Origin of the sequence: Enterococcus casseliflavus NBRC 100478 (assembly GCF_001544095.1) — a bacterium.
Lineage (GTDB): Bacteria > Bacillota > Bacilli > Lactobacillales > Enterococcaceae > Enterococcus_D > Enterococcus_D casseliflavus.
This window is the reverse complement of sequence record NZ_BCPT01000008.1, coordinates 15,877-31,866: the sequence shown is the minus strand read 5'-3', so window position 1 is coordinate 31,866 and position 15,990 is coordinate 15,877. Positions and strand designations below refer to the sequence as shown.

Below are 15,990 nucleotides of genomic sequence, written 5' to 3'. Positions count from 1 at the left end.
CTTCAAACTTAAGAAAGAAAACAGCTCCCTACTCTCTGAATAGACAAAGAATCGCAGCTTCATTCTGCTTTTTCTTTCTTTCAGCTTTTCATACACCAAAAAGCGATTCGTCGTCAAACGAATCGCTGAAAGGAAGCACCTTTTTTATTCCGTACTGTAAGTGATCGCAAACGCACCTCTACCTGTATGAGTGGCGATGATCGGTGTTGTGTGAAGCAATGGGATCTCCAAGTCAGGAAACAATTCTGCTAGTTCTTTTTGGAAACGTTCCGTGATTTCTAACCCTTCTGCATGAGAAATACCAATTTTCGTCACTTTTGGCATATTCTTCAATTCTGCTTTTAATTCCTCAAACCATTTATTGAACGTCTTGACGCCGCGTCCTTTGACGACTGGAATCAGTTCTGAATGATCAAAATCCATGATCACTTTCATGTTCAGTAAGCTCGATAAAAGACCTTTGGCACGACTGATGCGCCCACCTTTTACTAAGTTTTCTAACGTTGAAACGCCGATAAATAATTTTGTATGCTCACGCACCAGATCCACTTCTGGTAAAACTTCTTCTAATGTCTTACCGGCTTTAGCCAATTCTGCTGCCCGAATCACTTGAAAAGCCAACGCTTGGTCTGTCGTGTCGCTATCGATCACAGTGACTTTGGCTTTTGATAAATGACTGGCTTGACGAGCCGCTTCCACAGTTCCACTAAGACCTTTGGTCATATGAATCGATAGTATTTCACTGCCATCTTTGCCTAATTCGTCATACAGTTCTACAAAATGACCGATCGGCGGCTGGCTAGTTTTAGGTAATTCTTTGGCTTGCGCCATCATTTGCATAAATTTTTCTCCCGGCAGCGTTTCATCATCTGGATAAACGACACCATCGATCATTACAGATAAAGGCACGACATGGATAGCCAAAGCATCACGGACACTTGGTTCCATCGTACTGGAAGAATCTGTCACAATTTTAAGATTTGCCATCATATATTCACTCTCTCTTTAAATCAAGTCTTTTTTCGTGGTAAAATAACCATAGACCATTTATACTAAGTATAACAGAGAGAAAATTTTTTTTCATCTAATTTCGATTCGAAAGGACGGTGCCGAATGCAGCACATGAAGTTTAGTCGCAGATATTTGATCGTCAATGAAGTATTAAATGCAGTAACCCACGGGATCGGATTAGGACTGAGTATCGCAGGACTGGTCATCCTCTTAATCAAGGGGGCAAATCTAGGGTCACCTATCCACATCGTTTCCTATGCCATTTATGGGTCGATGATGATTTTGCTCTTCCTCTTTTCTACCTTATTTCACAGTTTGATTTTTACCAAAGCAAAAAAGGTCTTCCAAGTCTTTGATCATGCCTCCATTTTCTTGCTGATCGCTGGAAGTTATACACCTTTTTGCTTGCTTAGTATCCAAGGCTGGCTTGGCTGGTCACTCTTTGTCTTGATTTGGCTACTAGCAATTAGCGGCATCGTTTATAAGTCACTGACTCTTCATAAAAAAGAGACCGTCTCAAAAATCTCCACCCTGATCTACATCATCATGGGCTGGTTATGTGTTATTGCCTTTAAACCTCTGATCGAACATTTAGGCTACTGGGGAACCTTTTTACTAGCAAGCGGTGGTGTTTCTTATACTGTAGGTGCGCTATTCTATAGTTTAAAATCCGTTCGGTTCATGCATGTGGTTTGGCACTTATTCGTTATGTTAGGTGCTGGACTGATGTACTTTTCCGTCTTGTTGTATACCTAAAAATGAAGCCTGCTTACAAAAAAAGAACAGGAAACTTTCGCTGCAGAAAGCTTCCTGTTCTTTTATTTTCTACGATAAAATTCAAATTGATGGGGATAATGGTTCTTTTCATCGACAATCCCATCGATCACATGATCAAGTTTCCATTGCGTCCAATCAATCTCTGGGAAATACACATCTCCGTTAAATTCCGCAGCGATCACTGTACGGTACAATTGATCGCAATCGTCAATCATCGCTTCAAAAACACCTGCTCCACCAGTTAAAAAAACGGGATGCTCTTGCTGCTTCACATACGCCAAAATTTCCTCACGGTCATGCATCACTAAGGCGCCGTTGGCTTGATAATCCCGATCACTCGTCAAAACGATCGTCGTACGCTGTGGCAGTAATCTTTTTCCCATGCCTTCAAAGGTTTTGCGCCCCATTATAATCGTATTATTGATAGTTTGCTCTTTAAAAAATTTCAAATCATTCGGCAAATGCCACGGCAGTGTACCATCCGCTCCGATCAACCCCTTTTGATCTTGTGCCCAAAGTGCGATCAACATAAAAATTACATCCCTTCTGTATAAAATGATTCCGAAATAATAGCAGCAACCTGCAGCCGCTGCATCAGCTGAAAAGCTGATTCATGCTCAAATGGATCTTTGTTGCGCTCCTCAAAGCGCAAGCCATCACAGGCTTGGTAAACAATTGTGCCGCCGCTTCCTTGGACATTTCGCGGCCATTCCCCATCGTTTAAATGCGCGTTGTTGTTTTTCAGCAAGGTCGGTATCAGGGAAATTGGAAAGAGAGCACTGCCAGCTGCGACATCAACTTCTTCTATTTGAAAGAAGTCAGCAGCGATCTCGTTGATCAGGCGCTCCGTTCTTTGCCACGTTTGCGGATGACTCGCAAATGCCCTTGCAGTTCGTCCAAGGATACAATACGTATTCGCAGGTAAAGGCTTTTTGCTTATTGCCACTAGTTCTTCTGGATAGGTCTTAATCCACGTCACCACGCGATCAAAATCACAAATATGCAGCGAATCCAGAGCTGGCAGGTGGTGCTGGGCAGCAAAAACAAGCCTTCTGCGGGCATCCGCTGCTCCTTTTGCTGGTATAAAAATGGCAGTACACTGCTGATTTGATCGAATGGCTTCCTTTAGCTCTGGCACTGTTTCTTCGGATACGGATAGCCAAACTGCAGCATAGTGCTGATGCAAGAAATCGATGACTTGCTCAATGAGCGCTACAGTAATCGATCCAGCATGTCTCTGATGAAAGGTCGCCGCAAAGCCTCGCTTGTGGGTATTTACCATTACGCCTCATTCCTTTCTTTATGAAATGAAACCAAACAACCACTTAAACTGCGATCGGTGCTTTGATCGTTGGATGCGGATCATACCCTGCCAAGGTAATATCTTCCATTTCAAAATCAAAAATCGACTGTTTTTCAGGATTTAACTGTAAGGTTGGCGCAGGACGTACCGAACGAGTCAACTGTTCCTTCATCTGTTCCATATGATTGCTGTACAGATGAGCATCGCCTAATGTATGGACAAAATCCCCGACTTCTAGTCCAGTTTCATGAGCAATCAGGTGCGTTAATAGCGCATAACTAGCAATATTGAAGGGAACGCCTAAAAAGACATCGGCACTGCGTTGATACAGCTGACAGCTTAAGCGACCCTCATGAACATAAAATTGAAACATTGTGTGACAAGGTGGCAACGCCATCGTCGGTACATCTTCAGGATTCCATGCGGAGACGATCAGACGGCGAGAATCCGGCGTCGTTTTGATCATGTCGATCACTTCTTTGATTTGATCGATAAACCCGCCCGTACTTTTTTCCCAATGCCGCCATTGATACCCATATACATGGCCCAAATCGCCGAAAGTTTCAGCGAAAGCATCATCGGCTAAGATTTTTTCACAAAATAGTTTCAACTCATGTTGATACTGTTCATTGAAAGCTTCATCCACTAATGAACGGCGACCAAAGTCTGTCATATCATGACCTGTATAAGCATCACTTTTAATATAGCGTTCAAACGCCCATTCATCCCAAATGTGGTTATTATGTTCCAGCAGGTAGCGGATATTGGTATCTCCCTTTAGAAACCACAATAATTCGCTCTTGATCAAGCCAAAAGGAACTCTTTTTGTTGTCAGCAATGGAAAGCCTTGGGACAGATCAAAACGCATTTGATGACCAAAGACACTGCGTGTTCCCGTTCCTGTACGATCACTTTTATCATTGCCTTCTGCTAATATTTTTCTTCCTAGATCTAAATATGCTTGTTCCATCGTTCTCTCCTTTACTCTACACAAATTCGCTCAAATATTCCCAACGATCCATTTTTTCTGCCAGTTGCGTTTCAACCTCGCTGATTTCTTGCTGTAATTTTTGCAGCTTAGTAAAGTCCGCGCCTTGATGATTCATTTCTTCGGTCAAAGCGGCTGCTTTTTCTTCTAATGCCGCGATATCATCTTCAATCGTCGCCCACTCTTTTTGTTCCATATAACTCAGTTTCTTTTTGACAGGCGCTGCAGCAGACGCCTCACTTTCAGCAGAAAGTGAATCGGTTTTTGTTTCTTTTGGCTCTAGTACACTCGAACTAGCTTTATTGGTATTGGCTGCTAGATATTCATTGATGGAACCAAAGTAGGACGTAATCCTGCCATTTCCTTCGAAGATCAGCAATTTTTGGGCAACTTTATCTAAAAAGTAGCGGTCATGGGAAACAGTGATGACTGCACCTGGAAATGTTTCCAAATAACTTTCCAAAATCGTCAAGGTATCAATATCCAAATCGTTGGTCGGTTCATCTAACAAGAGAACATTTGGCTGTCCAATCAATAGCTTGAGTAAAAATAGTCGTCGTTTTTCCCCGCCAGACAGCTTGCCGATCTTGGTGCCATGCATGGATCGCGGAAATAAAAACTGTTCCAGCATTTCTGCGACACTGACTTGGGAGCCATCCACTTTTTGCACTTCCTCGGCTGCTTCTTGCAAATACGCAATCATTCGCTGATCAGGGTTCATCGCTTCAATCGTTTGCGTATAATAAGCCATTTTCACAGTCACGCCCATCGTACGCTCTCCTTCTTCTAAAGGCAGGCGTCCAGCTAAAATATTGAGCAACGTTGATTTACCCGCTCCGTTTTCTCCTGTGATCCCTAAGCGTTCTCTTGATTGAATCAACAAATCAAAGTGAGACAAAATCGTTTTGTTTTCAATCTGATAACTCGCATCTTTTAGCTCTAAGACTTGTTTGCCTAAGCGTGTCGTAGCAACATCAATGGCCACTTCGCCGTTTCGTTTTACTTGATGTAGGTTTTCTTTTAAATCATCGAAACGATCGATCCGTGCCTGTTGTTTCGTTGTACGGGCCTTCGCTCCAGTGCGAATCCAAGCCAACTCATGTTTGTACAACTGCTTGCGCTTGTCTTCTTGCGTCTCCTCCACACGTTCTCTTTCTGCTCGAGCATGAAGATACGTCTCGTAATTGCCCTGATATTCATGTAGCTTACCAAAGGACAATTCAAAGATCCGATTAACGACTCGATCCAAAAAGTAGCGATCGTGGGTCACCATCAATAATGCACCCCGATAATTTTTTAGATAGCCTTCCAACCATTGGATCGCATCATAATCTAAGTGGTTAGTCGGTTCATCCAATAACAACAAGTCTGGTTCATCGATCAATACTTGAGCCATAGCCACTCGTTTCTTTTGACCTCCAGATAATTCACTGACCTTTTTTTCTAACTCATTGATCCCAAGTTTTTGTAAAATGATCTTGGCAGTTGTATCTGTATTCCAAGCATCGGCTTTATTCATCGCTTCTTCTGCCAACTGATAATTCCGTTGCGTTTGTTGATCCAAGCCATTATTCTCTAAGGCAATCAGCGCTTTTTCATAGTCACGAACAACGCGAATCAGCGGACTGGTGCCTTGAAAAACAGCATCTACAACAGATAATTCTTCTTGTAACTGATTGTCTTGAGTCAAGAAACCGATGCGATAATCTTGGGCGGCAAATACCGTTTGGCGATCGCCATCACCGCGATCCAAACCGGCCAAGATCCGTAACAAACTCGATTTACCCGTGCCATTGACACCGATCAAACCGATTCGATCTTTTTCATGTATCAGAAAAGAAAGCTGATCAAACAGTGTTTTTTCACCATATGTTTTGGTTAATTCACTTACTTTTAATTCTTTCACAGAATCCCTCCTGAGTTTTTTCTTCGCTCATTGTACCACATTTCATCAGCGGAAACGATGAGAGAAAAAAATCAATTTTTGTAAAAAAAGAATGCCTTCGTCAGTCTACTCCTTCTGATCATCGCTGTTGATCATCTTTTAGGAATAACCTGACGAAGACACTCCATAAAACGTGCCTCAAGTTGTGCGCCTCTTGAGACGTATTATCGGCGAAACATTCGCTGCTTCGGCTGTTCTTCTGCTCGAGACATCGCATACGATTCTAACAGATTGACATTGCGTCGGTATTCATTTGCAGAAATCGTTGAGATTTTTTCCGCCACTTCATATTCATCGATCGTCTTGCGCTCAAGGTAATAGCCCCAAAGGACTTTCTTAACAAAAATCGGGTCTTGCTCGATCATGATCGTTTCAATGAAATTGCTGTGTTCAAATCGTTTGATGCTCATTTCTCGTTGACGAATAAAGAAATTGATCAGCGAGGAATCATAGACATCTTCTAAATTGCTCAAACTATGAAAAATATATTCACTGTTCTTTATGTAAATTTTTTGTACTTCAGAAATGTCTCGTTGCTTCAAGGCAGCTTTTAGCTGCTGCTGTCGCTGTAAAAACAAGCGAGGATGAATCAAAATACGGATAAATCGCTGAATAAAGAAGAGCCAAAAACTAAAGAATGAGAGAATTTGTTTTGCGAGGGAATGCTGTTGCTGAGAAATAAACCGTGAATAAAAACGGTAGCCATTTAAGCTGACTTTCCCATTTCGATAAGCTTCATCCAAGCCGTCTTGTTCGATCGATAGGATCAATCCTTGAATTTCTTGGATTTCTTGTTTTTCTGAATCAGTCAAACTATTGCGATACAACTCCCAGCGCCGATTTTCATAGGAATTGATGACAGCATCGATCGCTAAACGGCCTTTATCCGAGAGTTCTTGCTTTTCTTCTGCTTCCAATTGTTCGATGACGTCTTCTAAGATCAGCAAGTGATTGAAGTCGACGCTTTCGGCAGCTTCCCCATCTGCCAAGTATGGCAAGACCATCACGCTGATGATCAATGTCAGTAAGATCACACAAGCGGTCAAAAACAGAAGCAAGCCTCTTTCATGAAAGGGTGCATCATGCACCATCACAGGCAAAATAAAGATGGCTGCCAAACTGACTGTTCCCTTGACTCCGCCAAAAGTCAACAAGGCGACTTGATTCATTGATACTTGTTTTTTTGACTGTAAAAACCAATAGTAAAACAACAAAAAGAGAAAACGAACAAGGAAGATCACCGCCGTGATCACCAAAATCGTAATCACTAGATGCCAGTTTGCATAATTATTGCTCTCCCAGATTGGTGAAAATACTTGTGACAACTCGATTCCTAGAAAAAGAAACACCAATGCATTCAATGTAAAGACAATGGTCGACCAAGTACTTTCTGAAATGTTCGCCAGCTCTGCATCAAACAATGAGATCCGGCGTTTTCTTTGGGCTTGGGCTACACCTGCCACAACTGCTGCGATAATCCCTGAGACGCCAATCATTTCGGCCAGCAAATAGGCAGCAAATGGCAAGAGCAGTTCAATCAATAAGTATACTGTGACATCTTGTGCCGAGATTTTTTCAATAAAGCGCAAAATTCGGCGTTTCAGCCACACGATCAAGTAACCGACAAGCCCGCCGCCGATACTAGAGAATAGGAGCTGGAACCCTGCGTTGGCTGCTGAAAAGCTCCCGGTGGTCAAAGCTACGATAGCAAACTGCAATGCGGTAACCCCTGAAGCATCGTTCAGTAAGCCCTCGCCTTCCAGAATGTGCATAATGTTTTTGGAAATTTTCAAACGTTTTGCTAATGAGGAGACTGCCACTGCATCAGTTGGTCCTAACGCAGCACCAAAAGCGAAACAAGCAGCCAGAGGAATCGTGGGCATCAACCAATGGAGCGTTCCGCCGACAGCAAACAGTGTCATTAAAACGCCGCCAAAAGCCAAAAACAATACGATCTTGCTGTTTTTGAGGATTTCAGGTACATCTGCTCGTTCTCCTTCACGAAACAGCAATGGTCCAATGATCATTACTAAAAACATTTCCGGTTCAAAAGCGATTTCCTGTCCCATTTCTGTTAAACCTAGTAAAATCCCTAAGATGATTTGAATAAAAAAGATCGGTACCGAGGGTAATATTTTGCTCGCCACATTTGATAACGTGACGAGAATTGCAATGATAATGACGAGTTCAATAAATTCCATCCATTACCCTCTTTTCTTTCGAATAGCTAATAACAGCTCAAGAAAATCTTCTTTTTTCAAAAGGATCTTATCGTTTAAAAGATCTAACTCCTTTTCGTTATTTTCAATTTCGCATTGGACACGCCGTGATTCCAAGCGGTAAAGATCGTGTTTCATTCGCTCAAATTTACGAAAAAGCAATGGATTTTTCCGTTGCAAGTACTCACGAATCTCTTTTTTTTCAGCTGGTGTAAATTGTCCCAACTGTTTCATCAGTTCTTGTTTGCTTAAACATTCCTTGTTCATGATTGTGCTTAGGGCCCCTTTTATTATCAGTTTATCTTTTTATTTATCGTATAAATCAAAATTATCTCTTGACCGCTAGTATTCTAAGCCAATCATTCAAAAATAGCAAGCCTTTCTCACTAAAAGATGGTTTTTTATCCGCATTCTTATAAACTAAAAAAACCGCAGCTTTCACTGCGATTTTTTGTTTATTTCATATACAAGTCGTAATAAGCATCCATGATCTCTTTCGCGATTTGAATATTGGGATGCGTATCGGTGTCTCCTTTTAATTGAGGCATCACGATCGCAATCGCAATATCCGCATCACTACTTGGACCGTAGGCAACGATGTTTAAGTTAACTAAGCTGATGGTATTGCCATTACTATCCACGATGGGTGTTTCGGCAGTACCTGTTTTGGCAGAGACTTCCATTTTCGCAGAAGCCAAGCCTTTGGCAGTTGCCCAAGCATCCGTTCCATGAACCGCATCGTAAAAACCATTTTGGATAATTTGCATTTGCGCATCTGATAAACCAACCTCGTTCAATACCGTTGGTTCGATGTCCTCAATCAGCGAACCTAGTCCGCCTGTTTCATCATTGTCGTAGATTCCGTCAACGATGTGAGGCTGCAATCTTTTGCCACCATTAGCAACAGTTGCTGCATATTGTGCCAGTTGCAGTGTCGTATAAGTATCAAACTGGCCGAATGCTAAGTCGAGGATCTTTCCGCCATCACTGACAGGGTCCATGTTCTCAATAGATGTGCTGATACCAGTTGCTTCTCCTGGTAAATCGATACCTGTTTCAGTTCCCATACCAAAAGAGGCAAAAGAGGAACGGAGTTTTTCGTAGACATCCCCTTGACGATCCACTGTTGGAATCGAGATGCCTGACTGATAATTGATGCCCATCAAACGTAAAGCGACTTGCATCATATAGGAGTTAGAAGAAACTTCCAATGACTGCTCCGCAGAAAGATTGCGATTATTTGCCCCAGTTGGGTTGAAAATAGAAGCTTTTACATCGGAGCCGATTCTGATTGGTTGATCCAGCAGCACTTCGTTGCCGTTTAAGACGCCGTTTTCCCAACCGGCAGCCAAGGTTCCTGCTTTGACGACGGACCCTGGTACAAAGGAATTAATAAAGGTACCAATGGCATTTTCCTGCATTTCATTTGATCCCGTGTCATGATGATACCCGGACATGGAAAGGACACCGCCGGTTTTCGGATTTAACGCCACTGCGTATACCCCTGGGGAATACTCTGCAGCACCAGAATCAATCAGTTTTTGAAAATTGTCTTGCAAAATCTTGTCAACTTTCGCTTGAAATTCAGCATCGAGTGTTAGAACCAGATTATCCCCCTTTGCGCCTGCAAAGGTTTCTTTTTGACTTTCAATATTGTTGTTGTTGTCAAGCGATATTTCAGAGATGGATTTTGTTCCTTGTAAAACTTCTTCATATTGCTGTTCTAAATAACTACGTCCAACGCGATCATTACGTGCGTAACCTTTTTCTAAGAATTCGTCTAAAACTTCTTCAGGTATTCCTTGTTCTTCACTAGTCACCGTTCCGATCAAACTAGCCAGAGAACTTCCTTCAACGATCTTTCGTGTCCAATCGGTCCCGGTGGAGATTCCTGGTAAATCGACCATGTTTTCAGCAACAACTGCCAATTCTTGGTCAGACACATCCGACGTCTTAATAAAGACCGTACTCAAGGATTGTGCGCTGTTCATCCGCTTGAAAATCGTGGCTGCTTCTAATTCGGCATCGGAAAAATTGATTTCTTCTTCAGTCACTTTCTCAACGGTTGCCGCATATTGTTCAGAAGTACCTAAAGAACGCTCTTCATCACTCAATCGTTCAGTTGCTTTTTCAAGATTGTCTTCATCTGCCAACCAAAAGTCCTTAAGATCTCGATCAGACAAGTTTTTGTCGACTGGCATTTCGATCAACTCGCTCAATTTTTTGGCCGTTTCTAAAAGATCTTGAGCGGTCATTTTGTTTCCACGGGTAAAAGTGATTGCTGCATTGGCTTGATTTTCCACTAAAGCTTTCCCAGAAGCATCGTAAATCATCCCCCGAGGGGCACTTCCTTTTACTTCCACTACAGATGAAGCTTTCAATTGCTGCTCAATATTGTCGCCATTGACGATCTGTAGATAGCCTAATTGGACGATCAATGATACAAACAAAGCAAATATAATAAAAAACAAAAAGTTCAATCGAAATGGAACATGAGATTTGCGATACGATTTGGCCTTTGGTTCTTCTGGCCCCTTACGTATCCCTTGGACAACTTTATCTTTCAAATTCTTCATCTCATCTATCCTTCCAATCTATAATGACTACTGTCCTATTTTACCAAAAAATTCGATCTGAAACAGAAAAAACAAAAAATATCCATTAATCCTTAGAAAAAACTATAAAAACTCAACGATATCTGCCTGAATGTTTCACAGATAGATTGTTTCATTTTCACTCTTTCATGAAAAAATTGTTTTTTTAAGCTTTCTTATGTTTTTTCATTTGTTGATTTCGTGAAACAAGATATACATTTCAGTTTTTGTGGAAAACTAGATCGATTGAAGCGATGGGATCTTTCATATAAACGAAAAATCGACACACAAGCAGTTGCCCATGTATCGATTCCGCTATCCTATCAAACAGTTGAAGGAGATGTGTAAAGCGACACACCCTCAAATGATCGAAAGACAGCTATATGGTTTTATTCACTCGCATCCTCACCATCGGAAAACACTGCACTGTCATCATAGAACTGATAGTTCACATAGCCTTGCGTATGTTCATCTCCTTGTGAAAGCTGATTGTTTGGAGGGAGGGCCAGTTGTTCTCTGAGTGTATTTTGCATGTGTAAGAGCTGATTGACCCCTAAAAGCTGATAGTAGACATCATTCAACATTTGCCCTTCCCCTTGCAGCTGCTCTTGATGAATCGTCGTAAAAGCCGGTAAATAGTTTTTTCCGATATCCAGCATATCGTCCCATGTCAGATCCGTCTTTGAATTTTTCTCAACTGCTTTTAATATTTTCTGATAATTATTGACTCCATCCAAACTCATTATTTTTTTTAGAATTTTTGTTACGACCTCACGTTGTCTTTTCTGCCGACCAATATCTCCTTCTGGGTCTTCTTTACGCATGCGTGCATAAGCTAGACCAGTTTTCCCATTTAAAGTGATTTTTCCTTTTGGAACATGAACCCCCTCTAGCGTAAAGTCGATATCATTCGTAACTTTGATCCCACCAACTGCATCAATCAAATCTCTCAGGCCTTGCATGTTGATTGTCACATAATGATCAATCGGTATATCCAAAAGATTTTCCACAGAATCCATTGCCATGGCTTCTCCGCCAAAAGCATATGCGTGATTTAACTTATCTAGCGTTCCATACCCGACGATTTGAGTAAATATATCCCTATCCAAGCTAACAATCGTAGATTGCTTTTTTTCTGGATTTACTGTAACAACCATCATGCTGTCTGAACGGCCTTGTTCGGTCCTTCCTAAAGCTCCGGTATCAATTCCTAGTAACAAGATGGAAAAAGGTTCTCTTTTTTCAATGTTGACAGTTTCTGAACGCCTTTTTGTTTTTCGATCTACTGGTTTAGAAATATGTTCAAAAGTTGAACTTGTATCTTTATAAACTTGCAAGCCGTACACAGTTAATCCGATAATTCCCAGGACTAAAACCCCTAATGTTCCTATTACTATTCTTTGATATTTTCGCATCTTGCACCTCGTCCGATAAAAATAACAATCGACTAAATTTTCGCATAATTTATATCATACAGCAATCTCATTTGTTATAAAAATTTTGTTTTAATAAAAATGTAATGTAAATGAAACAAAACGAAAGTATCCCTCACTTGAAGGAAAGAAATAATTTTCTCATTCTTTTCCTTCATGGTTTTGCCAGAAACTAGCTAGGACGAAAAAAACCTTGCTTAGCTGCAAGGTTTTCAGTCGATTCTGTAATTAAGTAATTAGACTTTGGTTACTTCCGCTGCTTGAGGTCCGCGGGCACCTTCAACGATTGTAAATTCAACTTCTTGACCTTCTTCAAGTGATTTAAAACCGTCTCCTTGAATGGCAGAAAAGTGAACAAATACATCATCGCCACCGTCAACTGTAATAAAACCAAACCCTTTTTCGTTGTTGAACCATTTTACTTTTCCATGTTCCATAGTGTGTAAAGCCTCCAATAATTATAATCCGACGATTCCGTCGATTTCATTATAGCGGAATATGTAAGCGTTAGCAATAACGAAATTTCTTTCCATCAACAAAAAAGAAGCCCTTAGACAGGCTTCTTCCTAATAGTTTGATTAAGCTTTTGCGAAATATTCGTTCACTTTATCCCAGTTAACAACACTCCAGAAAGCATTGATGTACTCTGGACGAACATTTTTATATTTTAAGTAATACGCATGTTCCCAAACATCTAAACCTAAAACAGGTGTTTGACCATCCATCAATGGTGAATCTTGATTCGCTGTTGAAGTGATTGCTAGTTTACCGTCTTTAACGACTAACCATGCCCAACCTGAACCAAAACGTCCAGTTGCAGCAGTTTTAAATTCTTCTTTAAAGTCTTCAAAGCTGCCGAATGTTTCTTCAATTGCCTCTTTGATTGCCCCAGTAGGTTCGCCACCAGCATTTGGGCCTAAGATTTCCCAGAAGAACGTGTGGTTAGCATGGCCGCCGCCATTGTTGCGAACCGCTGTTTGAATATCTTCAGGTACAGAAGAAAAGTCTGCTAATAATTCTTCAACTGTTTTTTCACCTAATTCAGGATGTTTTTCAATCGCTGCATTTAAGTTTGTTACATAAGTGTTGTGGTGTTTATCATGATGCAAATGCATCGTTTCTTCATCAATATATGGTTCCAATGCATCGTATGCGTAAGGTAAATCTGGTAATGTGTAAGTCATAAAAAAAATCCTCCTCAATGATAATGTTTACATAAGTAACATTATCAGACTATCAGACTTTGTTCAAAAAATATGCTTACTTTTTCTCACTTTTTTTCGTATTGAAAATCAAAAATTTACTAAATACATAATTTGCCAAAACAACAACGACTTGGGTGACCAGCTTGGCAACAAGATCGCCGGTTGCCAAAATTGAAATAAATAGATACATACAAAGCATATCTAAGCCTAATGATAAGACACGAAAGAAAATGAACTTCCCAAATGCCGCCCATGACTCTTGCTTTGTCTCGGTTTTTGCTTCAAAAACCCATAACTTATTTGTAAAGTAGGCGAACAAAACAGAAGCAATCCATGAAATCACATTCGCTGTCTGGTAATAAAGACCAAATCCTTCACGAAAAATGAGATAGACGACAATGTTGACTACAGTCGTTAATCCACCAAAAAATAAATACGTAATCGGCTCCCACAACTTTTTTTGCTGCAAGAACTGCTTGTATTCGTTGTACTTTTGCATTCTTTTGCCTACTTTCATTTCTTTATTTATTCATTCATTCGATTATTGGTTCTTTTTTTGTGAATTCCTTGTAATTCAAAGAACCCTTCGTTACAATTACTCTAGTTATACCACAAAGGAGTTCATCAGCAAATGACTATCGTCCAACTATTTAAAATTGCTTTTTTCCGAATACCTGATTTAAAATTTGTCAAAAAAGCAGAATTTTCCAAAGTAATCGTTTTTCTATTAAGCGCCTCCGTGCTTATCGCGGTACCGATGACCATCAATGTATTAGGTGTCTTTCGCGATGTGCAAGCAGACGGACAAAAAATTGGAGAATCGATTCCAGATTTTACGATCGAAAATGGGCAGCTTGCTACAGCGCCGGATACGCAAGGTTTCATTTATCAAACCGATTCGATCATCTTTACTTTCGATCCAGATGGCAACCGTACGCCAGCAGATATTGCATCTGATGTTACTGGCTCTGTCATCGCTGTTGGCTTGTTAAAAGATCAGCTGGTCATCCGTATCCCCTCTTCTGGCTTATCGACGTCAATGTTAGATTCTAATCAATTAGAATTTGATTACAGTGAGCCTGCGCTGCGCAATCTTAACGGTCAGGCGATTCGAGAAGCGCTATCAAACCAAGCAATTCCATGGCTAATCAAACTCATTGTCTTTTTTGTTGCATTGTATCCATCATTTGTCAGCTTGCTGATCACCTTAGTGATGGGGACCTTTATTGCAACGATCTATACAAGATTAAAACGATTCTCCTATACTTTCTTTGAAAATTTAAAGATTCTGATCGTAAGTGCTGCATTGCCTACGCTTATTAGTGTAATCGTACAACTACTATTGCCTTCCTTCGATGCAACCACCTTTATTTTGTTTGGTTCTTTATTCTTATTCACACAAGGGGTCAAACATTCTCCAAAAATTCAGTTTAAAACCTAATCTAGGCCATGTTCAATTCCTTGAACATGGTTTTTTTCTCATTCTTTGCTACACTTAAGATACAAGGAGGCTTGGCAATGAAAAAAATAATCTTAGCCACTCGAGAGTTTCGCGACACATATGTGAAACAAATCGAAAAAGACTATCAATTTCTTGTGTACACAAAGGACCAAGCAATTGATTGGTCACAAGTAGAAATCACCATTGGTTGGAAGTCGGAATGGAAGGACTACCTGCTAACGGAGAAAACAAATTTGAAATGGGTCCAAGCGATTTCAGCTGGCGTAGACACCTTACCATTAAAAGAGTTTGCGAAATACAATATTCGCTTATCTAATGGCAGCGGCATCCATGCCGAATCGATCACAGACCATTTGTTGGCTCTACTATTTATGGAAAACCGCGGGATTTTCCAAGTAATTCAGCAACAGAGAAAACAGCAATGGTCACCGGATACGATTCCTTATGCAAAGCTATCTGATCAAGAGATTTTGATCGTTGGTACGGGACAAATCGGCCAAAGATTAGCCAAAGCATTAACCTTTTTTGGTGTACATCCGATTGGCATTAATACAAGCGGCCATGAGGTGGCGGGTTTTGAAAAAACGTTTGCGTTATCTGACTTACGCGCTTGCGCAAAAACCGCCGATTGCATCATCAATATTCTTCCACTGACAGAAGAAACCACACATTTGTATGAGGAAGCCTTCTTTGCACAAATGAAGCCTTCCGCTTCATTTTATAATGTCGGTCGCGGTCCTAGCGTGGATACTGCCGCATTAACAGAGGCTTTAGAGAAAAAGCAGCTGGCATTTGCCGCACTAGATGTTTTTGAAGAGGAACCTCTACCAGAAAATGATCCGCTATGGCATACCGAAAACCTGTTGATTACTCCTCATATCTCAGGACACACGCCCCATTTTCAAAAGGCATTTATGGATATTTTCTTAGCGAATTTCCAACAATTTTTAACAAAACAAGAACTTGTTAAAAATGAGATAAACTTGGATAAGGGATACTAACAAATTCTTTCCGAAAAAAAAAGTGTACAGTTGAAGGCAACCCCTTCAAATT

Annotated in this window: 15 protein-coding genes; 3 read left to right on the top strand and 12 right to left on the bottom strand. The window is 40.8% G+C overall.

Going from position 1 to position 15,990, the window contains the following annotated elements; genetic code table 11:
• Positions 1–144 precede the first annotated feature (144 nt).
• Positions 145–987, bottom strand: a complete 843-nt coding sequence (locus ECA1_RS08290) for a DegV family protein (protein WP_026008095.1) — start codon at positions 985–987, stop codon at positions 145–147.
• A 126-nt stretch (positions 988–1,113) separates the two neighbouring features.
• Between ECA1_RS08290 and trhA the strand changes: the two genes are divergently transcribed.
• Entirely contained in the window at positions 1,114–1,767 is a 654-nt protein-coding gene (trhA, locus tag ECA1_RS08285) for a PAQR family membrane homeostasis protein TrhA (RefSeq protein ID WP_005229593.1), read from the top strand.
• A gap of 62 nt (positions 1,768–1,829) precedes the next feature.
• Here the strand turns inward: trhA and ECA1_RS08280 are convergent, their stop codons facing one another.
• From ECA1_RS08280 to ECA1_RS08230, 11 genes are all read right to left on the bottom strand, one after another.
• On the bottom strand, positions 1,830–2,318 hold the full coding sequence (locus tag ECA1_RS08280; RefSeq protein ID WP_005229592.1) for a dihydrofolate reductase: 489 nt from the start codon (positions 2,316–2,318) through the stop codon (positions 1,830–1,832).
• Positions 2,319–2,323: 5 nt separating this feature from the next.
• Entirely contained in the window at positions 2,324–3,070 is a 747-nt protein-coding gene (locus ECA1_RS08275; protein ID WP_060792208.1) for a hypothetical protein, read from the bottom strand.
• A 43-nt stretch (positions 3,071–3,113) separates the two neighbouring features.
• A complete protein-coding gene (locus tag ECA1_RS08270; protein ID WP_060792207.1) occupies positions 3,114–4,061 on the bottom strand; it encodes a thymidylate synthase in 948 nt (315 codons plus the stop codon).
• A 16-nt stretch (positions 4,062–4,077) separates the two neighbouring features.
• Positions 4,078–5,985, bottom strand: a complete 1,908-nt coding sequence (locus ECA1_RS08265) for an ABC-F family ATP-binding cassette domain-containing protein (RefSeq protein WP_010749377.1) — start codon at positions 5,983–5,985, stop codon at positions 4,078–4,080.
• Between the two features lie 203 nt (positions 5,986–6,188).
• Positions 6,189–8,225 (bottom strand): cation:proton antiporter, encoded by a 2,037-nt coding sequence (locus tag ECA1_RS08260; protein WP_060792206.1) that lies wholly within the window; start codon positions 8,223–8,225, stop codon positions 6,189–6,191.
• Positions 8,226–8,228: 3 nt separating this feature from the next.
• Positions 8,229–8,510, bottom strand: coding sequence for a hypothetical protein (locus tag ECA1_RS08255; RefSeq protein ID WP_010749375.1), 282 nt, complete (start codon positions 8,508–8,510; stop codon positions 8,229–8,231).
• Between the two features lie 188 nt (positions 8,511–8,698).
• Complete coding sequence (locus tag ECA1_RS08250) at positions 8,699–10,819, bottom strand: peptidoglycan D,D-transpeptidase FtsI family protein (RefSeq protein ID WP_060792205.1); 2,121 nt, start codon at positions 10,817–10,819, stop codon at positions 8,699–8,701.
• 407 nt (positions 10,820–11,226) lie between these two features.
• Positions 11,227–12,252 (bottom strand): LCP family glycopolymer transferase, encoded by a 1,026-nt coding sequence (locus ECA1_RS08245; RefSeq protein ID WP_060792204.1) that lies wholly within the window; start codon positions 12,250–12,252, stop codon positions 11,227–11,229.
• A gap of 254 nt (positions 12,253–12,506) precedes the next feature.
• Entirely contained in the window at positions 12,507–12,707 is a 201-nt protein-coding gene (locus ECA1_RS08240; RefSeq protein ID WP_005229578.1) for a cold-shock protein, read from the bottom strand.
• A gap of 141 nt (positions 12,708–12,848) precedes the next feature.
• Positions 12,849–13,454 carry a superoxide dismutase gene (locus ECA1_RS08235; RefSeq protein WP_060792203.1) on the bottom strand — a complete coding sequence of 202 codons (606 nt, stop codon included), beginning with the start codon at positions 13,452–13,454 and terminating at the stop codon, positions 12,849–12,851.
• A 76-nt stretch (positions 13,455–13,530) separates the two neighbouring features.
• The gene (locus ECA1_RS08230; protein ID WP_034872204.1) at positions 13,531–13,974 is read right to left on the bottom strand and encodes a GtrA family protein; all 444 of its coding nucleotides are present in this window, start codon (positions 13,972–13,974) and stop codon (positions 13,531–13,533) included.
• A 132-nt stretch (positions 13,975–14,106) separates the two neighbouring features.
• Here ECA1_RS08230 and ECA1_RS08225 point away from each other — a divergent pair, with 132 nt between their 5' ends.
• Positions 14,107–14,916 (top strand): DUF1189 domain-containing protein, encoded by an 810-nt coding sequence (locus ECA1_RS08225; RefSeq protein ID WP_005236906.1) that lies wholly within the window; start codon positions 14,107–14,109, stop codon positions 14,914–14,916.
• 26 nt (positions 14,917–14,942) lie between these two features.
• Entirely contained in the window at positions 14,943–15,938 is a 996-nt protein-coding gene (locus ECA1_RS08220) for a phosphoglycerate dehydrogenase (protein ID WP_081091724.1), read from the top strand.
• Positions 15,939–15,990 lie beyond the last annotated feature (52 nt).